Source organism: Hymenobacter glaciei, assembly GCF_039539585.1.
GTDB classification, from domain to species: domain Bacteria; phylum Bacteroidota; class Bacteroidia; order Cytophagales; family Hymenobacteraceae; genus Hymenobacter; species Hymenobacter glaciei.
This window is the reverse complement of sequence record NZ_BAABDK010000032.1, coordinates 107,606-125,982: the sequence shown is the minus strand read 5'-3', so window position 1 is coordinate 125,982 and position 18,377 is coordinate 107,606. Positions and strand designations below refer to the sequence as shown.

The 18,377-nt window shown below is 60.4% G+C and carries 17 protein-coding genes; 8 read left to right on the top strand and 9 right to left on the bottom strand.

Translation table 11 applies throughout. The features are described 5' to 3' along the window. Window positions 1–26 precede the first annotated feature (26 nt). The 4 genes from ABD837_RS21450 to ABD837_RS21435 all read left to right on the top strand — a co-directional run bounded on the left by ABD837_RS21450 (window position 27) and on the right by ABD837_RS21435 (window position 3,802). Complete coding sequence (locus tag ABD837_RS21450; protein ID WP_345058697.1) at window positions 27–509, top strand: GAF domain-containing protein; 483 nt, start codon at window positions 27–29, stop codon at window positions 507–509. Between the two features lie 41 nt (window positions 510–550). Beyond that, window positions 551–1,237: a Cj0371 family chemotaxis-regulating polar lipoprotein gene (locus ABD837_RS21445; RefSeq protein ID WP_345058695.1), complete on the top strand. Its 687-nt coding sequence runs from the start codon at window positions 551–553 to the stop codon at window positions 1,235–1,237. A gap of 156 nt (window positions 1,238–1,393) precedes the next feature. Beyond that, complete coding sequence (locus ABD837_RS21440) at window positions 1,394–2,569, top strand: glutathionylspermidine synthase family protein (RefSeq protein ID WP_345058693.1); 1,176 nt, start codon at window positions 1,394–1,396, stop codon at window positions 2,567–2,569. Between the two features lie 810 nt (window positions 2,570–3,379). Next, window positions 3,380–3,802 (top strand): hypothetical protein, encoded by a 423-nt coding sequence (locus tag ABD837_RS21435; protein ID WP_345058691.1) that lies wholly within the window; start codon window positions 3,380–3,382, stop codon window positions 3,800–3,802. A gap of 273 nt (window positions 3,803–4,075) precedes the next feature. Here the strand turns inward: ABD837_RS21435 and ABD837_RS21430 are convergent, their stop codons facing one another. The 4 genes from ABD837_RS21430 to ABD837_RS21415 all read right to left on the bottom strand — a co-directional run bounded on the left by ABD837_RS21430 (window position 4,076) and on the right by ABD837_RS21415 (window position 8,760). Beyond that, a complete protein-coding gene (locus ABD837_RS21430) occupies window positions 4,076–4,741 on the bottom strand; it encodes a phosphatidylserine decarboxylase family protein (protein WP_345058689.1) in 666 nt (221 codons plus the stop codon). A gap of 217 nt (window positions 4,742–4,958) precedes the next feature. Then, window positions 4,959–6,245 carry a Glu/Leu/Phe/Val family dehydrogenase gene (locus ABD837_RS21425; RefSeq protein ID WP_345058687.1) on the bottom strand — a complete coding sequence of 429 codons (1,287 nt, stop codon included), beginning with the start codon at window positions 6,243–6,245 and terminating at the stop codon, window positions 4,959–4,961. Between the two features lie 409 nt (window positions 6,246–6,654). Beyond that, window positions 6,655–7,650: a phosphatidate cytidylyltransferase gene (locus tag ABD837_RS21420; RefSeq protein WP_345058685.1), complete on the bottom strand. Its 996-nt coding sequence runs from the start codon at window positions 7,648–7,650 to the stop codon at window positions 6,655–6,657. A 138-nt stretch (window positions 7,651–7,788) separates the two neighbouring features. Further along, on the bottom strand, window positions 7,789–8,760 hold the full coding sequence (locus ABD837_RS21415) for a CPBP family intramembrane glutamic endopeptidase (protein ID WP_345058683.1): 972 nt from the start codon (window positions 8,758–8,760) through the stop codon (window positions 7,789–7,791). Window positions 8,761–8,968: 208 nt separating this feature from the next. On the opposite strand from ABD837_RS21415, the gene dusB reads away from it, so the two are divergent. Continuing rightward, window positions 8,969–9,961: a tRNA dihydrouridine synthase DusB gene (gene dusB / locus ABD837_RS21410; RefSeq protein WP_345058681.1), complete on the top strand. Its 993-nt coding sequence runs from the start codon at window positions 8,969–8,971 to the stop codon at window positions 9,959–9,961. A 122-nt stretch (window positions 9,962–10,083) separates the two neighbouring features. Next, the gene (locus ABD837_RS21405; RefSeq protein ID WP_345058679.1) at window positions 10,084–11,289 is read left to right on the top strand and encodes an ATP-binding protein; all 1,206 of its coding nucleotides are present in this window, start codon (window positions 10,084–10,086) and stop codon (window positions 11,287–11,289) included. A 145-nt stretch (window positions 11,290–11,434) separates the two neighbouring features. On the opposite strand, the gene ABD837_RS21400 is transcribed toward ABD837_RS21405, so the two are convergent. Genes ABD837_RS21400 through ABD837_RS25075 form a run of 5 tightly spaced genes read right to left on the bottom strand, consistent with a single transcriptional unit; the run spans window position 11,435 to window position 15,685 of the window. Beyond that, window positions 11,435–12,496 (bottom strand): lipocalin family protein, encoded by a 1,062-nt coding sequence (locus ABD837_RS21400; RefSeq protein WP_345058677.1) that lies wholly within the window; start codon window positions 12,494–12,496, stop codon window positions 11,435–11,437. 41 nt (window positions 12,497–12,537) lie between these two features. After that, window positions 12,538–13,242, bottom strand: coding sequence for a peptidase associated/transthyretin-like domain-containing protein (locus ABD837_RS21395; RefSeq protein WP_345058675.1), 705 nt, complete (start codon window positions 13,240–13,242; stop codon window positions 12,538–12,540). Between the two features lie 30 nt (window positions 13,243–13,272). Continuing rightward, entirely contained in the window at window positions 13,273–13,968 is a 696-nt protein-coding gene (locus tag ABD837_RS21390; protein WP_345058673.1) for a peptidase associated/transthyretin-like domain-containing protein, read from the bottom strand. A 50-nt stretch (window positions 13,969–14,018) separates the two neighbouring features. Then, entirely contained in the window at window positions 14,019–14,900 is an 882-nt protein-coding gene (locus ABD837_RS21385; protein ID WP_345058671.1) for a carboxypeptidase-like regulatory domain-containing protein, read from the bottom strand. 11 nt (window positions 14,901–14,911) lie between these two features. After that, window positions 14,912–15,685 (bottom strand): carboxypeptidase-like regulatory domain-containing protein, encoded by a 774-nt coding sequence (locus ABD837_RS25075; RefSeq protein WP_425554371.1) that lies wholly within the window; start codon window positions 15,683–15,685, stop codon window positions 14,912–14,914. Between the two features lie 171 nt (window positions 15,686–15,856). On the opposite strand from ABD837_RS25075, the gene ABD837_RS21380 reads away from it, so the two are divergent. Together ABD837_RS21380 and ABD837_RS21375 are read left to right on the top strand one after the other, a co-directional pair. Further along, the gene (locus tag ABD837_RS21380) at window positions 15,857–16,360 is read left to right on the top strand and encodes a hypothetical protein (protein WP_345058669.1); all 504 of its coding nucleotides are present in this window, start codon (window positions 15,857–15,859) and stop codon (window positions 16,358–16,360) included. An 81-nt stretch (window positions 16,361–16,441) separates the two neighbouring features. Continuing rightward, window positions 16,442–18,235, top strand: a complete 1,794-nt coding sequence (locus ABD837_RS21375; protein WP_345058667.1) for an amino acid permease — start codon at window positions 16,442–16,444, stop codon at window positions 18,233–18,235. Window positions 18,236–18,377 lie beyond the last annotated feature (142 nt).

Below are 18,377 nucleotides of genomic sequence, written 5' to 3'. Positions count from 1 at the left end.
CCTGTCTCTTTCTCTCTAAAATTATCATGTCCGAATCTCTCACTCTCGATACCACGCTTACCAAAGCCGAGCAGTACCGCCAGCTGCTGCCCCAGATTGAGGCCCTCACCACCGGCGAGCCCGACCTGACCGCCAACCTCGCCAACACGGCCGCCGCGCTGCGCCAGGCCTTCGGATTTTTCTGGGTGGGCTTTTACCTGGTGAAAGGTGATGAGCTGGTGCTCGGTCCTTTCCAGGGACCTATTGCCTGCACGCGCATCCGCCATGGCAAGGGCGTATGCGGCGCCAGCTGGGCGCGGGCCGAAACCTTGCTGGTGCCCGACGTAGAAGCTTTCCCCGGCCACATCGCCTGCAGCTCCGATTCAAAATCAGAAATCGTCGTACCAATCCTTAAAAACGGTCAGGTGGTAGCGGTGCTTGATGTCGACAGCGACCAGCTCAACGATTTCGACCACGACGACCAGGCCGCGCTGGAACAGCTGATGCAGCTGGCGGCGCAGTGGTTTTAAAGCAGCGCTATTCCCCTTTTATTTCATCTCCTTTCCTCTCCATGAAAAAGCACTTTCACTCCCTCGGCGACTGGCGCCGCAACGTGTTGCTGCTAGCCGCCGCCAGCAGCCTGGGCCTCGCGCTGCCCGCTTGTTCCTCCAACGACACGGTGGAAAGCCGCGCCGCCGAAAACGGGGCGGATGCCAGTTGGGGCGGCGAAACCTACAGCCAGGGCGTCATCACCGAAATGACCGAGGTGAAGCCCAACGAGTGGAAAGTAACCGCCGAACGTCCCGCCGGCAAGGAGGAGGTAGCCGCTATCCTGCACCATATCGACGGCAAAACCGATACCCTGCAAGGCCAGGCCCTGCAACGCCAGATGCAGGAGTACAGCCGCCAGAACCCCGAAAACCACGTCCAAAACAGCGGCATGATGAACGTGCTGATGTGGAGTGGTATTGGCTTCATGGCGGGCCGCTACATGACGCCCAACCCCGGCTACTACGCCAACCCCGGCGTGATGCAGCAAAACCAAGGCTGGCGCGCCAACGTGGCCCGCGAGCGCCAGAGCGGCCGGGGCTTCTTCGGCCGCGGGTTCGGCGGTGGCCGCACTTCGCCCACGGCGGGCATTCAGGAAAGCCGCTCTACGCTGCGGGCTTCCCCACGCCCCAGCTTCCGTAGCAGCGCGCCGGCGGGCCGCAGCAGCGGCTTTGGCAGCCGCGGCGGCTTCCGGGGCTTCGGGGGGTAGTGGGTAGTGCAAGCCCGTAAATCAACGTCATGCTGAGCGCCGCCGAAGCATCTCGCTCGGGGCAGTAATTCAATTGCAAGAAATTAGTAGTTGCACGCGAGATGCTTCGCTGCGCTCTGCATGACGTTCTGTTTCAACATTGATTTCATTCCAAGGATGATTAATCTCCTCCCCCTCACCGGTGATGTATCGCCCGCTGTGCGCGCGCTGGGCTGGGAATGGGCCATCGAAGATGCCTGCCAGAATTACGTGGCCCGCGAAGCCGTGCAGCTGCCCGAAAACGAAGCTGAAGCCCTACTGCAAGCTGCCGACATGCTCTACGACATGCTGGTGCAGGCCATTCCCGACGCTTTGCCCGATGAGTTCCTGCAACAGTTGGCCATTCCGCCCAACCTGTGGGAAGCCGTGCGGCTCTCCTGGCACGACGAGCGGCACTGGCATATCTACGGCCGTTTCGACCTGGCCCTGACGGCGGAAGGGCCCAAGCTCCTCGAGTTCAACGCCGACACTGCCACCAGCCTACCCGAAACCATGGTGGTGCAGTGGGCCAGCCTGGTAGCCGCCGGCCAAGCTCAGGATGACCGCCAAGCCAATGGCCTGTTCGAATGCCTGGAGGACCAGTTTCGCCACTGGCGCGGCCTCAACAACGACCGGCAAGCCACCCTCCTGCTGGTATACTTGCCCGACAGTGCCGAGGACGAAGCCAACTGCACCACGCTGGCCGAAGCTGCGCGCATTGCTGGATTCGCCGATGTGTACGTGTGCCCAGTTGATGCCATGCGTGTATCCGTGGATGCAGAAGACCGCGGCGTGTGGGCCGAAACGGTGCCGGGCCAGTGGCAGCGGTTCGACTTCCTGTTCAAGTTGGTGCCGTGGGAAATTCTGGCCGAAGAAGAGCCCGCTCTCACCGCCGACCTGGTCGATTTGCTAGCCACGCGCAACGTAGTAATAGCAAACCCAGCCTACAGCCTCCTGTTCCAGAGCAAAGCCTTACTGGCCCACCTCTGGACGATGTTTCCGCACCACCCGCTGCTGCTTGAAGCCAGCGTGCAGCCCCTGGCCAGCCACAGCGTGCGCAAGCCAGTCTTTGGGCGCGAAGGCCAGAACGTAGCCGAAATCCAGGCCGACGGCAGCCCCGGCTCCGAGGTTCCTGGCGAGTTCAGCCAACAGCCGCAGCTGTACCAGCAGTGGGCTGAATTACCCACCGACGCACAGGGTCGTCGCTACCAGGCCGGCGTGTTCTGGGCCGGCGAGGCCTGCGCCATCGGCTTTCGCCGCGACACGGGCCTGATTACCAACCTGTCGGAATTCGTGCCGCACATTCTTACCTAGAGCCATTTCGGAGTCAGTGGATGTAGGGGTAGGGCTTGCCCCCGCCCGGACGTTGACGCCCGTTGACCGGTTCCGTCCAACGACGGGCGGGGGCAAGCCCTACCGGGTACGACCCCGCCCCTACATCGTTCAACCTGTACACTGACCACGAAACCGCTCTAGATTTGCAGTGTTGGACGACCAGGCACGAGGCACCGCCCACTACCCTGGCAACCATTTGCGAGTCGCGAGCCTCCATTGGCAAGTTGTTCCGCTAACCGTATCCCCTCTGATACCTTGTCGCATTCTTTCTACTCTTGTTATCAGCTGCTTTGGTTGCTGGCATTACTGCCAGTCACAGCTCAAGCCCAGCAGGCAGCCCTCACCGGCAACATAGTTGATGCCGCTTCTGGCCATGCAGTGCCGTTTGCGATTGTGGAAATCCCGACCCGGCATATTGGGGTGCAAGCCACCGAGCAGGGCACTTTTGTGCTGGCATTGCCCGGGGCTCTGACCTCAGCCGACTCGCTACGGGTCACCTCACTGGGTTACTACGCACGGCCTTTTGCTGTACCAACTGCTTCACCGTGCCGGTTGCCACTCCGGGCCTCTGCAGTAGCCCTGCCCGAAGCTGTAGTGCGCCCGCCCGGCCCCCCGACCGTACTGGGTCCGACTGCTAACGGCGACCACTTCGGTTTTAGCGGCAGCGTTGTGAGTGCCATAAGTAGCAAAGGCTGGCAGGTTGCGCGCAAGTTCGAGCCGGGTTCCCAGGGCGTAATTCAGGCGGCGCGGTTTTTTATTAAACCCGGTTCTCACTGCGGAAAAACTTCCTTGCAGGCTCCGTTCCGGGTGCGGATTTATGCTGCCGATGGACCAAACGGTTCCCCCGGCACCGATTTGCTAACGACATCTGTGCTCACTGCGGCCAGCCGCAAAGGCTGGCACCAAGTCGATTTGCTGTTGTATCAGCTAGCGGTGCCAGCCGCGGGCTTCTACGTAGCGATGGAATGGGTATACACGGACGCAAAATTCGGGTGCGAATACATTTATAACACTTCTAGCGAGAAGGAAAAGAAAACCGGCCACTCCTACGGTCCCAGTTTGGGGGGCTACTACGATGCCTCTCCTTCCTCCACTTGGTACCTCACTACCGGCCACCCGTGGCAACCATCTCTGCACCGGCTCATACCAGGCATTCCCGACAAGGGCGAGATTTCCAACGCGGCCATTCAAGCGCTTATCCAGCCCGATTGAGTTATCTAAAGCCGTTTCGGAGTCAGTGGATGTAGGGACGGGGTCGTACCCGGTAGGGCTTGCCCCCGCCCGGACGTTGACGCCCGTTGACCGGCTCCGTCCAACGACGGGCGGGGGCGAGCCCTACCGGGTACGACCCCGCCCCTACATCGTTCAACCTGTACACTGACCACGAAACCGCCCTAAGCATCATATCCTTTGCGCAAATCCATTAAAAAAGGCCACCTGAAGAGGTGGCCTTTTGCTTTGTCAGGTAACGACTGAAGAGCCAATCTACGACACCTTGAGCTGGCAGATAACCGTGGTGCCACCTTTTACTTTCTGGCCCAGCTCTACTTTTACCTCCGTGTCCATGGGCACGAATACATCGACGCGGGAGCCGAATTTAATGAAGCCGAACTCCTCACCCTGGGTTACTTCGTCGCCCTCGTTCACATACCACACAATGCGGCGGGCCATAGCCCCGGCAATCTGCCGGAAGAGCACCATTGGGCCAGCATCGGACTCGACGACTACCGTGGTGCGCTCGTTCTGGGTGCTGCTTTTGGGGTGCCAGGCCACCAGGTAGTTGCCCGGGTGGTACTTGAAATACTTCACAATGCCCGAAATCGGGTTGCGCGTGACGTGCACGTTGATGGGCGACATGAAAATGCTGATTTGCTTGCGCTCGTCCTCAAAATACTCGGGCTCGAACACGTTTTCAATCACCACCACCTTGCCGTCGGCCGGGGCCAGCAGCAGGTCTTCGTGGGTGAACATGTGCCGGAACGGGCTGCGGAAAAACTGCAAAATCAGCAGGAAGATGATGACCGTGGCGCCGGCAAACAGCCGGTTCACCAGCACCTGCCCCCGGTTGAACTGAAACATGAGCAGGTTGAGGGTCAGCAGAATCAGCAGCGTGACGAACAGGATGCGTCTTCCTTCTTTGTGAATCTTCATAATCGCGAATTGAAACCGCGTACACGACGCAGCTTCGGTAAACAATTGGTCTTAAACGGGGCGCGGCAGCCAACGGCTGACTAACACCCAACCCCTAAACTACCGCAAAGGTCAGCAACGAACAGCAAAAAGGCACGAGCTGGCTGGCCCGTGCCTTTCAAACCTACCGCTGAAACCGGCCCCGGCAGCCAATTGGCCCCGGTTGCCGGCTCGGTTTTTAGAAGCCGCCGCGGTACTTATAAGTCTGGGCTACTTTGTCGATAGCCACTACGTAGGCCGCAATGCGCATCGGGATTTTATACTTCTGGCTGGTCTGGTACACTTTCTCGAAGGCGTCGGACATGATGCGGTCGGCGCGCTCGGTTACCATTTCCAGGGTCCACTTGAAGCCCTGCTTGTTCTGTACCCACTCGAAGTACGACACCGTAACGCCGCCCGAGTTGGCCAGAATATCCGGCACCACCATAATGCCCTTTTCGTTAATAATCGGGTCGGCCGAAGCCGAAGTGGGGCCGTTGGCACCTTCCACGATGAGCTTGGCTTTGATGTCGTGCGCGTTGTGCTCGGTAATCACGTCCTCCACGGCGGCAGGCACCAGCACATCCACATCGGACGTCAGCAGGTCGTCAGGGTTCATCGGCGTGGCGCCGGCGAAGCCTTCGAGGCGGCCGTTGTGGGCATTCTTGTAGGCAATGGCTTCGTCGATGTTGATGCCATCGGCGTTCCAGTACGCACCCGAAATGTCGGACACAGCCTTGATTTTTACGCCCTGCTCGTGCAACAGCACGGCGGCCCACGAACCCACGTTGCCAAAGCCCTGGATGGCGGCCGATACTTCGGTCGGCTTCAGGCCCAGCTTTTTGAGGGCGGCCAGGGCCGACACCATTACGCCGCGGCCCGTGGCCTCGGTGCGGCCCAGCGAGCCCCCCATTACCAGGGGCTTGCCGGTTACCACCGCCGGCGAAGTCATGCCGTTGGTTTTCGAGAATTCGTCCATCAGCCACGCCATTTCGCGGGGGCCGGTGCCCATGTCGGGCGCCGGAATGTCGCGGTCGGGGCCGAAAATGTCTTTCAGGGCCAGCGTGTAGCCGCGCGTCATGCGCTCGATTTCGCCGGCGCTCATCGTGGTCGGGTCGCAGATGATGCCACCCTTGGCACCGCCGTAGGGGATGTCCACCACGGCGCACTTCCAGGTCATCCAGGCCGCGAGAGCCTTCACCTCGTCGAGGTGCACATTTTTATCGTAGCGGATGCCGCCCTTGCTCGGGCCCAGAATAGTGTTGTGAATAACGCGGTAGCCTTCGAAAACGCGGATTTTACCGTTGTCCATCGTCACCGGAATGTGCACGATAACCTGCTTGTCGGGTGCTTTGAGCACGTTGTAGGTTTCTTCGTCGAGGCCGAGGATTTCGGCGGCGATGTTGAAACGCGACATCATCGACTCGAGCGGGTTTTCGCGGTCGACTTTGGGGGCCGGTTCTTTATACACGGTGTGGGCTGCCATAAAAGGGTGAGGGAGGGTTGGGTGGGACGTTGGATACGGTTTAGGGCCGCAAAGGTATTGCTTTTGGCTTGAAGCGGAAGGCAATGGCCGCAAACGCCCGGGCAGCCAGTACGCCCCTAGCGCCACCACGCGGCAGATAGCATACAGCCGGCTGCCGCGCAGCGCGGTAGTACTCAACCTAAAAAAACCAGGGCTCCCGCGCGGCGCGGGAGCCCTGGTTTTTTTATTTTCAGGCCGTCGCTGAGCGCGGGAGCCCTGGTTTTTTTATTTTCAGGCCGTCGCTGAGCGCGGGAGCCCTGGTTTTTTTATTTTCAGGATTGCCGCTGGGCGCGGCAGCCTGGTTTTTTTTTTACACCACACTCGCTGGGCGCGGCAGCCCTGGTTTTTCTTTGGAGTTCCTGCCCTTCGCCTAACCGGCCAGCAACTGCAGCAGCGCCAGCACGGGCAGCACCAGCAGAAACGCGTCGAACCTATCGAGCAGCCCGCCGTGGCCGGGCATGATGCTGCCCGAGTCCTTCACTCCCACGCTGCGCTTGAGCATGGACTCGGCCAAGTCGCCGAGCGGCGCGAACACTGCTACCACGCCGGCCGCCATTAGGCGGTGCGTGAGGGGCATGTCGGGCAGCATGAAGCCCAGGGCCCAGCCCACTACCAGGGTTAAGATAAAGCCGCCGGCCCAGCCCTCCCAGGTTTTGCCGGGCGAGATTTTGGGGGCCATTTTGTGCTTGCCGAAGGTTTTGCCAGCCGCGTACGCGCCGATGTCGGAAGCCCAAATGAGGAAGAGCAGAGCGAAGATGCGGCGGTAATCGTAGTGCAGGAGGTCAGTGGAATACCGCTGAGTGTAAGCAATGACCTGAAGCAAAGCAATGGGAACCCCGACGTAAAATATGCCTCCAAACGTCGTCGCAATATTCACGAATGGCGTAGTGGAATGGGGCCACAAAAAAATCTCGCGTAAAACGAGCACCAGAAATAAAATCAGTAAAATGGTCCCAATCGCAGAAAGCGCCCACCCCACAACAACCATTTGTTGCTCAGGCAACGCACCGCCACCTACTGGAACAGACGTTTTGCCTATCTGAACATAAGTATTGTTGGCTTGGGCATGCCAGTACTGAGTTAGTCCTTGCCACATGTGAATTATTGCAAAAAGCAACGTGCTTGCTCCAACTCCAATCCACGTAGCTGGCACGTAGCCGCCCGCCCGCATCATGCGGTAGAACTCCCACAGCATCACGGCCTGCACGGCGGCGAAGAACAGCCCAAACGTCCAGGGGCTGAACCAGACGCTACCCAGCAGCATGGCGGCTCCGATGAGGCCGTAGATGATGCGCAGGCGCAGGTTGCTGGGGCCGGCAGGAGCGGCAGCAGTTTCGGGAGTAACGGGAATAGTAGAATCGGCCAAGTTGGGCGGAATGTAGAGACGCGTATTCGCGTGTCGTCGTTGAACGGAATCGTTGTTGGTTGTGCGGTTACGGACGTTTCGGGAAAGTCGTTCGACCTGAGGCAGGCGGCGCGAACGCTGAGACGCAATTATGCGTCTCTACGCCGTTTGGCGCACGCCGTCGCTGCCGATAGTCAGCATTTGGGTTGGCGCGGCGGGGGCCGTCATGCTGCGATAGAGCACGTAGAGCAGGCCGGCCGTGAGCAGCGCCGAGGGAATTACCAGCGTCCAGGGCAGGGCGTCGGTCGAATCAGGGTCGAAGCCCCAGCCGAACTGGCCGCGCTGGGTGAGGTAGAGGATGAGCAGTTGCAAGAAATTCTGGGTGAAGTGCGCCGCCATGCTCACCAGAATATTTCCGCTCCAGAGGTAGAGGTAGCCCAGCACCAGCCCCAGCACGAAGCGCGGCACAAACCCAAAAAACTGGAAGTGAATAGCCGAGAAAATGGCGGCCCCCACCCACACGCCTATGTGCGGCGAAAACCAGCGCACCAGGTTTTTCTGAATCACGCCGCGAAACACCAGCTCCTCGGCAATGGCCGGCACCAGCGCAATCACGACCACGCCCACCGCAAACCGCGCCCCGGAGTTGAACTTGGTGAGAAACTTGGTGAGCACGGCGGCGCGGTCTTCGCTGGCGCGGGCCCACACCTCAAAATCGTGCAGCGCGGCCGGAAAGTGCGCGCCCGCGTTCCAGGCAATGATGACGGACATCAGCGGCAGAATTACTACGATGAGCAGCGCAGCGGCCAGTAGCCACCAACCCGCCCCCAGCCGGCGCGGGTTGAAGTACTCGGCCCAGCGGTAGCCCATTGCCGAGGCCAGCGCCAGCGCCCCGCCCCCAAACGCCGACAGCAGCAGCACGCCCTGAAACATCATCAGCAGCCCCCAGCCCTCAGGTGAGGCCGATGGGTTGGTCATTATCCCGAGTGCCTGCAGCATCGACACGCCGAAGCCTGCCTGCGCCCACAAAAACACAATAGCGTAGCCCACGCAGGCCCCCATAAACATCGTAGCCAGCAGCAGCAGAATCTGCAAGCCGGGGTGCAGCGTGCGGGGCAGGAAACCTTTCATCGTAGGGCGTAAGTTGGGAAGGGCGTAAATTTACCGGAGTTTTTAACTTAGGCCCGCCTGTCATCCTGAGCGGAGCGAAGGACCTTATCACCGCAGAACGGTTCGCAGTAAATCTAACGGCGCAAACGTGATAAGGTCCTTCGCTCCGCTCAGGATGACAGGCGGGACTGGACGAAGCATAACGTTCCAATAAATAAACTTATCCCCCGTGGTCAACATCGGTCCCAACATCCAGCTTCCCGACTTCCCGCTCCTGCTCGCGCCCATGGAGGACGTGAGCGACCCGCCCTTCCGCGCCGTGTGCAAAGCCAACGGGGCCGATTTGATGTACACCGAATTCATCTCGTCGGAAGGTCTAATTCGGGCCGCAGCCAAGAGCCGCAAAAAGCTCGACATCTTCGACTACGAGCGGCCCATTGGCATCCAGCTCTTCGGCTCCGACATTGAGACGATGGGCGAGTGCGCGGCCATCAGCACCGAAGCGGGGCCCGATTTGATTGACATCAACTACGGCTGCCCGGTGAAGCAGGTGGCCTGCCGGGGCGCGGGCGCGGCCCTGCTCCAGGACATCCCCAAAATGGTGGCCATGACGGCCGCTGTGATACGCCACACCCACCTGCCCGTGACCGTGAAAACCCGCCTGGGCTGGGACGAAGGCACCAAAAACGTGGAAGAAGTGGCTGAGCGCCTGCAGGACATCGGCATTGCTGCCTTTACGGTGCACGGCCGTACCCGCGCCCAGCTCTACAAGGGCGAGGCCGACTGGCGCCTCATCGCCAGCATCAAAAACAACCCGCGCATCAAAATCCCCATCTTCGGCAACGGCGACATCGACTCGCCCCAAAAGGCCGTGGAGTATAAAAACCGCTACGGCGTGGACGGCGTGATGATTGGCCGGGCCAGCATCGGCTACCCCTGGATTTTCCGGGAGGTGAAGCACTTTGTGGCCACCGGCGAGCTGCTGGCCCCGCCCACACTCGAAGAGCGCGTGGCTGCCTGCCAAATGCACTTCGACCGCAGCATTGAATGGAAAGGGCCCAAAGTGGGCATCTTCGAAATGCGCCGCCACTACGCGCACTACTTCCGCGGCCTGGAGGGCGCCAAAGCCTGGCGCACCAGCCTGGTGAATGCCGATACGCCCGCCGATGTAATGGAGATTCTGCAGGAGATTGCCGCCAGCGACGCCGTGCTGGTGGGGTAGGACGCAGCCTTTGCTGCGTCGCGTGGTTCGCATGCAACACGTGTTGCTGATACCACCTTTACCGCCTGCTCATATGGCGCGGGCCCGCGACGCAGCGAAGGCTGCGTCCTACTTTACACTTCATGATTCCGATTTACGAGAAGAAAACCCGCATAAAAATCCTGGTGGCGGTGCTGGCGCTGCTCATCGGAGCGGCCACCATCATCTACACCAACTGGCTGGTGCAGCGCGTGTCGGAGCGCGAGCAGCAGCAGATTCAGCTCTACGCCAAGGCGCAGGAGTACATCATCAACGCCGAATCGGAATCCAGCACCTTCGTCGTTAACGAGATTGTGAATGCCAATGCGACCATCCCGGTCATTCTCAGCAGCGATGGCCAAGATATAATCGCTGCCAAAAACGTACCCCTGCCCCTGCACGTGGCCGAGGCCGACTCGGTGGCGCTGCTCCAGCACGAGCTGCTGCTGATGAAGCAGCAGCACCCGCCCATCGTGGTGAGGTTTGGGGCGGGACAGGTGAACTACATTTTCTACCGCGACTCGCAGCTACTGCGGCAGCTGCGCACCTACCCATTGGTGCAGCTGGTCGTGATTGGCTGCCTGGGTGTTATCGCCTACTTTGCCTTCAGCTCGTCGCGCCGGGCCGAGCAAAACCGCGTGTGGGTGGGCCTGGCCAAGGAAACGGCTCATCAGTTGGGCACCCCACTCAGCAGCCTGGTGGGCTGGCAAAATTACCTGCGCGACTCCGACCGGTTCAAGGATGAGCCCATTGTAGAGGAGTTGGGCAAGGACATCCGCCGCCTGGAAATCATCACGGAACGGTTTTCTAACATTGGCTCGGTGCCGGTGCTTAGAGATGAAAACCTGTACCAGACTACCCGCAATGCCATTGAATACCTGCAAAGCCGGGTGTCGAAAAAGGTCATCTTCAAGATTGAATCGGACCTGCCAATGGATACGCCCGCCCGCATCAACGTGCCGCTGTTCGACTGGGTGGTGGAAAACATCTGCAAAAACGCGGTCGATGCCATGGACGGCCGCGGTTCCATCACGCTGCACCTACGGCGCGTGCGTACCCGCCGCTCCTGGTACCGCCGCGGCGACCCGCCCCGGCAGGTCGCCATCGACATCACCGACACCGGCAAGGGCATCCCCAAAAACAAGCTCGAAAGCGTGTTCATGCCTGGTTTCACCACCAAAAGGCGTGGCTGGGGCCTGGGCCTCGCTTTGGCCAAGCGCATTATCGAGAACTACCACGAGGGCCGGCTCTTCGTGAAATGGAGCGAGATGGGACGTGGCACTACCTTCCGAGTGGTGCTGAACCAGTAGCCGTAGCCTTTGCTGCGTTGGGCATTGAACGAGGGTAGGACGCAGCCTTTGCTGCGTTAGGCATTGAACGAGCATGGCACGCAGCCTTTGCCGGTTCGCTGTGAAAAACACTCGCTGTGCTCGTGGACGCAGCAAAGGCTGCGTTCTACCTGTTTGTAATCTCCACGTAGGCCTGGCCGGTTACGGGCTTGCCGTTACGCGTGCCTTTCACGCGGCACATGCCCTCCCAGTAATACATGGTGAAGGCGTGGAAAAACCGCAGCGCCAACTCTTGCTGCGGCACCAGCGGCTCCACGGTGAGGTCGTAGCCCTGGGCGGGTACCTGCACGCGCCAGGTGGCAGGGTACTTCCTCTTCGATTTCGGGCTCGTCCAGTACGTGAGGGGCGTGAGGGTGAAATCAGGACCGGACAGGTGCAGGTCGCCGCCAGTGGGGCGGCTCAGGGTGCCGTTGTTGAGCTGTAGGCCGGTGGCGGAGTTGCGCAGCGTGTTCAGCATGAACTCCTCGCGGGGCTCATCGAGTTGGATGCTGAGCCAATCCCAGCCCACGTTTTTGTCGACGATGCTGGTGCAGTTCCACTGCCGGTCGTACCACAGCTCGCCGGCTACCTGGCGGGTTTTGCCGCCGATGGTAAGCGTGCCGGTGGTAGCCAGTCGCGGGTAGGAGTAGTAGCCGGCCGTGATGCCATTGCCGTAGTTTTCGTAACCGGTGCCGCTGTGTAGCACCACGGGGCGCGTGGGCCGGGTGGTCAGGTCGAGGGCATAGCCGGCGTTGGCTTTGCCGGTAAGGGCAGCCTGGAGGTGATAGGCTCCCTCCTGCCCGTCGAACGTCCATACCTGCCCAGCCTTGCGCTCGCGCAGCCGCACAGGCAGCGAGTCGGTGAGCAGGCGCGGCAGTTTGCCCAGGTCGTAGTCGTAGTGAAACTGCTGGCCCTGCGGGTCGGTGAGGGCCACGTTCACCATTTGCCAGTCCTGCTTGCCGTCCTTCAGGTTGAAGTGGAAGAAGACGTACTCAACCCCGAAAGATTCGCCGGTGGCCTGGTCGCGCAGGTGGCCGGTGAGGTACCACCATTCAAGCGAGTTTTTTGGGTGCGGGGCTTCCTCGTGGGGCAGCTCGGCGCGCTGGGCGGTGGGGTTGAAACGGGTAGTGGGCCGTGGGGCCGCACAGGCCGCCAGCAGGCAAAGGAGGGCAAAACGCAGCACTTTCATACCCTGCCACAAGGCTTTTAGGGGGCGAAAGGTTTGATTGTTCAGCGAAGGCTTTTGCGCACTTTAGGCAGTGATACAGGCGCAGGTCTATCAAACAATGCCAATCCCCTGATTCGTCCTCGTGACGGGGTAGAGCTCAACCGAATCAGGAACGGAACAGAAATTTCATCTTGAAGATTGATTCTTAGCTTTTTTTCCTTGAATCCAAACCCAACCGCTGGCACTATTAAGTCCAGATACCCATCGCGTGCTGGTTCCCAGTCGGAAGCAAATCGGAGAGTGAATTCTCCTTTTTCATCCGTGGTAGCGCCGTATTTAGTGTCGTCGATATAAACCCGTATTCCCTGCTCAACTGGCACATTGAGTGAGTCATCTATCACCACAACACGAAGGGTGATAATAGTCTGCGGAGTCGTTTGCTTCAGCAGCGAAGCCCTAACTGGTGGCAGTTGGGGAGGCAGCCCAAGAGCTGAAACGTGCTGCTGTCCGCTCAGAAAAGCCGCTACCGCCAACACCCAACGCCATGGCCTGCTAATCCGCTTGGGATGGCGCGGCACCATCGGCGGGGCCAAGACAGAAGCGCAGACGTGCTGCCCCTGCCGCGCCGTCATAAATGCCATCACTTCTGCGTCGGTCATACGAGTGAAATCCACTACTTCGGTCTGGCAGCGGCTACAATAGCGGCCAGCAGTAGTAGGTGTCATCGCATCCCAGTTTTCGGAGCAGGGCTTGGGAATCGAAATCATAGCAGCGGAAAAGCTGAAGATTAGAAAAGTCTACCCCTTGGGCGGAGCTACCGGCGGCTCGGGCTGGCGAATCTTGCCCATAATCTGGCCCCGGCCCTCTACCGATTCCATGCGGACAACCAACTCGACCGGCGCGCCGGCTGCGGGCAGCTTCACCGCCACTTCCTGGGGCTTGAACACAAACGGGCTGCCCTGCACGCGCAGCGTGAGCGCACCAGCGCGGATGGGTTCCCAGCTGCGGGCCAGCACCAGCTCGAAGCGGCCGTTTTCGTCGGTTACCGCACCATACTGGGTATCGTTGATGAAGACGAACGCGCCAGCCACACCGGGCCCATTGGCCCCGTCGAGAACGACGCCGCGAATAACGACCGACTGCTGCTGTTCGGCAGTTGCCGGCATGGGCGCGGCCGCAGTAGTGGGTGGCTGCTGGGGTGGCTGCGTGGCGCACGAGGTGGCCGACTGCCAGCCCAGCAGCGCCAGGCCTGCCAGCGCCCAACGTCGCCAGCGCCCCACCGGCAAAGGGGCTGCTTGTGTAGCATAAGCATTGGCGCACACCGGCCGCCCGCCCTGCCGCGCCAGGAATGCCAGAATCTCCGCCTCGCTGAGGTTGGTGAAGTCGACGACTTCGGTAGCGCAGGCCGCGCAGAAACGGCCGGCCGCGGTGGGCGACATGGCAGCCCACGGCTGCGTGCAGGGCTGCGGAATAGAAAACGAGGAAGTGGCCATAAGGCTAAGGTATCGGTTTTTGAAAGAAGCCTCCGACCATTAAGGCAGCATTAGTCGCGGCGAAAAGGTCGGGTGAGCCAGTATTTACCCCAGGAGTATAAGGCACGGGGATGCCAGGATTGTGGGCTGACTACCATTAAGGCTCCCATTGTTTGCCCTTGCAAGCAAAAATCCTGCGGGCTTTCTGTAGCTTTTGTGGCAAGCACTCGCTCTTGCGTGATGAAACCTAGAGATGACACAGAAACAGTAACCTGAGAAGCCTCTACCATTTCCGCTGGCAGCGTTAATTCGTACGAGCCATCGGCTTGCGTACTCACTCCAATCGTAGAGCCTTTGAGCAGTACGGTAACTCCCGGAAGCTCTTGGCTGGTTGACCTATCAGTAACAACACCCCGCAGAACCAGGGGCGGCACTTTCATAGTATTTAGGTACTCCGGAAAGTTGTGAATAATGGGCATCCCTACAGAGACGGCTTCCTTAGAAATTATGTTATTTACCGAAGGGGCACTTGCAGTCGCAGCAGTATCGTCGGAACGTTGCGCTTTGCTTTCAACCGCCGGCACGGCGGGCACGGGGCCACCCCAATAGCGGGCGCGCCATTCGCTAGCAGCCTGCGCTTTAGCCTCATTGCCAATGCCTTCACGCAAGCCCCACATGGCCACGGCTGCTGCCAGCCAGGCCCGCCAGTGCCCGTTTGGGGCAACCGGCATGGCGCGCTGCAACGGCCGGTCCAGCTGCCCCGCCGCGAAACGGCCGCAGGTGCGGCCGCTAGCAGCCCCGGCCAGGTAGGCCAGGATTTCGGCATCGGTTTTCAGGGTAAAATCAACTACTGTGTGGGAGCAAGCAGCGCAGTGCCGACCGGTGTTGGCGGGCACCATGGCATCCCAGCTTTCATGGCAGGGCTGTGGGATTTGGAGAGAAGTTGAGCGCATTGAAAAAGGCATCAAAGGGTGCGTGCTGCATGACGGAAAGGGCGGCTGAGCCAGTCAAAAAAGCGGCGTGGGCTTCTGGGTGGCTTACAGCGGGTCGACATTTCAGCCCCAACAATTGTCGAAACACTTCCACTCATCTGGTGTCGATATGGAGTAGAACCGTACCCTACCACTTCCACTCCGGCGGCGGCATTATTGGCTTGTAAACCGATGAAAATAGCGCGGGCCGCCTGCGCAGAAACGGGCACAGCCACTATGTGCGAGTTGTAGCCAAACGAATGTAGCACCAACGAATGGTGCCGCTTAGCCAACTGCCCGGTTGGCACCCGCAGACTAAAGCGCCCAGCTGAATCGGTGATAGCACTCCGATTCTCGCCTTTCAGGAAAACCGCAACCCCTGGTAATGGTGCCTGGGTAGCTACATCGCGCACTATTCCTCGAATAATTAACGCCGCGCCTTTCCGGCCTGGTACTGCCCGGCCTGCTCTTTTCTGCGGACGATGGGTGGGTGGTACTGCCCGTGCAGCAACCGCCACTTGGCCCGAAGCTTCCCGCAAACTCCAGGCAATGGCGGTGGCCGCCAGCCAGGCCCTCCACCGGCTGGCCGGAGCCGGTAGTAGGGCCGCGCGCAGGGGGCGTGCCAATTGGTCGGCCCAGAACCGTCCGCACGTAGTCTGCCCTGGGTTGGCGAAGTACGCCAGGAGTTCAGCATCGGTCTTGAGGGTGAAATCAATGACGGTTTTGGCGCACGCAGCGCAGTGGCGCCCCGTGACGGCGGGCGACATAGCATCCCAGTTTTCGGAGCAGGGCTGCGGAATAACGAGCGAAGTGGAGGGGTGCATAGACAGACAGCTAACGTCTTTTGCTTTTCGATGCCCGAGCTCCCAGGAATGCACACGGCTGCTGCGGAAAAACTTGTATCTTGAGTGCCTATCCGGCTGCTACAGATTATCTGCATGAAAACCCTTACTCGCCTGGTGCCACTGGCGCTGGTTGCCTTACCCTTTTTCAGTCTGGCCCAAGCGCGCACCAGCAGTGCGGTGGGGCTGGAAATTCCAGCTTCGGCCGTACCAGCCAGTGGGCATTGGCTGGCCGGAGCTTACGTAACAGGCAGCTACTCGCCAGTGCTGGCGCCGGGCCTGGCTGGCTACGGGGTGCAGCCCTACCTGCGGTACACACTGGGCACCGGCGAGCGGGCGCGACCCTTCGTGCAGTACAGCTTGTCGCCGTACTGGGTGCAGCCCTATGGCAGCGCCGCGCCGTTTGCCAGCACCGATGGTGGCTTTGGTAACCCGGCGTTTTCGCCATTGGGGCTGCGCGGGCCAGTGCCCAATAGCTTCGGCTACAATGGCTACGGCGGGGGCCTGGGCAGCGTTTCGGTGGGCGTGCCGGTGCGGGTAGGCGGCGGCACCATGACGGTGCACGTGGCTGGCAGCATCGTGAGCGGCCTGCTGCGCTAGGGGCCTCGAACGGGGCCGGATGCACCGCAAGCCGCGCCGGGGCGCTATCTTTTCGCCCCCAAACCCGCCCACCGTTCTTTCATGAGCTCTGAAAAATCCTTGTTTCGTCGCAAAACCATTGCGGCCATTCTGCAAAATCCCCCGGCCGACCACGAAGGCCACACCGGCCCCGGCGGCCTCGAACGCCACCTCACCGTACGCGACCTCACGGCGCTGGGCATAGCCGCCATTATCGGGGCCGGCATTTTCAGCACCATTGGTAAAGCCAGCCTTGATGGTGGGCCCGCAGTGTCGCTGCTGTTCGTGTTCACGGCTATTGCCTGCGCTTTCTCGGCGCTGTGCTACGCGCAGTTCGCAGCTACCATTCCGGTTAGCGGGTCGGCTTACACCTACGCCTATGCCTCGTTTGGCGAGCTGGCGGCCTGGATTATTGGCTGGGCGTTGATAATGGAATACGCGGTGGGCAACATCGTGGTGGCCATTTCATGGTCCGACTATTTTACGGGCCTGATGGACGGCATTGGGCTGCACATTCCGCTCTGGCTCACGATGGGCACCCAAACGGGCCACGCCGGCTACGAAGCCGTGCAGACGCTGGTGCAATCGGGCAAGTCGCTGGCTGAGGCCACGGCGGCCGTGTCGCCGGCCCAGCTCGACGGCTACAAGGCCTGGATGCAGGCCCCAGCCCTCACCGACAGCCTGCACCTGGTTATCGACCTGCCCGCCTTCGCCATCACGGTGGCCATTACGGCGCTGGTGTACGTGGGCATCAAGGAGAGCAAAAACGCTTCGAACCTGCTGGTGCTGCTCAAGCTTATCATCGTCTTCATCGTGATTGTGGTGGGCGCGTTCTACGTGAACCCAGCCAACTGGACGCCCTTCGCCCCCAACGGCGTAGGCGGCGTGCTCAAGGGCGTGTCGGCGGTGTTCTTCGCTTATATCGGCTTCGATGCCATCTCGACCACGGCCGAGGAATGCAAGAACCCGCAGCGCGATTTGCCCAAGGCCATGATGTACGCGCTGGTGATTTGCACGGTGCTGTATGTAATTATTACGCTGGTACTCACGGGCATGGTGTCGTACAAGGAGCTCGGCGTGGGCGACCCGCTCTCCTTCGTATTTGCCCGAGTGGGGCTGTCGCGCCTCTCGGGCCTGGTGGCGGTGAGTGCGGTGTTTGCCATGGCCTCGGTGCTGCTGGTGTTCCAGCTGGGCCAGCCGCGCATCTGGCTCACCATGAGCCGTGATGGGTTGCTCCCATCGGTGTTCTCGAAGATTCACCCACGCTTCCATACGCCGTCGTTTGCTACCATCGTCACGGGCTTTTTCGTGGCGGTGCCGGCGCTCATTCTGAACATGGATTTGGTGGTCGACCTCACCAGCATCGGCACGCTGTTCGCGTTTGCGCTGGTGTGCGGCGGCATTCTCATCATCGACCCCTACGGCAAGTCGGAGGCTCGCTTCAAGGTGCCCTACATCAACGGGCAATGGCTGGTGCCCCTGATTCTAGCGGTGGGCGCCTTCTTCATCGTGCGCTACAACGCGGTCAGCAACCACGAATTCATGCTCGACATTACCGGCCAGCGCGGCTGGATTGAACACGACGCGCTGAGCGGCAAGGTGACGGGCGGCTTCGCCCACCAGATTCCGACGCTGGTGTTTTTCCTGTTCTGCGTGGGCCTGTCCATCCTCTCCTTCCGCAAGAAGCTCTCGTTGCTACCCACCCTGGGCCTGCTCATCAACCTGTATCTGATGACGGAACTGGGCATCAGCAACTGGACGCTGTTTTTCGTGTGGCTGCTCATTGGCCTGGCCGTGTACTTCACCTACGGCTACAAGCACTCGAAGCTGGGCCGCACGCCGGAGCTGGTGGCGTAAAGCGCAAGATTGGCAGGATTTTAAGCCATAAAACAGCTCTGTAATGCGGCAATAAGACTGCGTTCGTTTACAACAGAAGGCCCCCAGCACATTGCCATTATAGATGGCAACTGTACTGGGGGCTTTCTGTTGGCAAACTGGA

Excerpts from the sequence above, each read along its gene's own strand:
- ABD837_RS21450 (WP_345058697.1), top strand. The coding sequence starts at position 27 with ATGTCCGAATCTCTCACTCTCGATACCACGCTTACCAAAGCCGAGCAG.
- ABD837_RS21445 (WP_345058695.1), top strand. The coding sequence starts at position 551 with ATGAAAAAGCACTTTCACTCCCTCGGCGACTGGCGCCGCAACGTGTTG.
- ABD837_RS21440 (WP_345058693.1), top strand. The coding sequence starts at position 1,394 with ATGATTAATCTCCTCCCCCTCACCGGTGATGTATCGCCCGCTGTGCGC.
- ABD837_RS21430 (WP_345058689.1), bottom strand. The coding sequence starts at position 4,741 with ATGAAGATTCACAAAGAAGGAAGACGCATCCTGTTCGTCACGCTGCTG.
- ABD837_RS21425 (WP_345058687.1), bottom strand. The coding sequence starts at position 6,245 with ATGGCAGCCCACACCGTGTATAAAGAACCGGCCCCCAAAGTCGACCGC.
- ABD837_RS21415 (WP_345058683.1), bottom strand. The coding sequence starts at position 8,760 with ATGAAAGGTTTCCTGCCCCGCACGCTGCACCCCGGCTTGCAGATTCTG.
- ABD837_RS21405 (WP_345058679.1), top strand. The coding sequence starts at position 10,084 with ATGATTCCGATTTACGAGAAGAAAACCCGCATAAAAATCCTGGTGGCG.
- ABD837_RS21400 (WP_345058677.1), bottom strand. The coding sequence starts at position 12,496 with ATGAAAGTGCTGCGTTTTGCCCTCCTTTGCCTGCTGGCGGCCTGTGCG.
- ABD837_RS21395 (WP_345058675.1), bottom strand. The coding sequence starts at position 13,242 with ATGATTTCGATTCCCAAGCCCTGCTCCGAAAACTGGGATGCGATGACA.
- ABD837_RS21390 (WP_345058673.1), bottom strand. The coding sequence starts at position 13,968 with ATGGCCACTTCCTCGTTTTCTATTCCGCAGCCCTGCACGCAGCCGTGG.
- ABD837_RS21385 (WP_345058671.1), bottom strand. The coding sequence starts at position 14,900 with ATGCGCTCAACTTCTCTCCAAATCCCACAGCCCTGCCATGAAAGCTGG.
- ABD837_RS25075 (WP_425554371.1), bottom strand. The coding sequence starts at position 15,685 with ATGTCGCCCGCCGTCACGGGGCGCCACTGCGCTGCGTGCGCCAAAACC.
- ABD837_RS21380 (WP_345058669.1), top strand. The coding sequence starts at position 15,857 with ATGAAAACCCTTACTCGCCTGGTGCCACTGGCGCTGGTTGCCTTACCC.
- ABD837_RS21375 (WP_345058667.1), top strand. The coding sequence starts at position 16,442 with ATGAGCTCTGAAAAATCCTTGTTTCGTCGCAAAACCATTGCGGCCATT.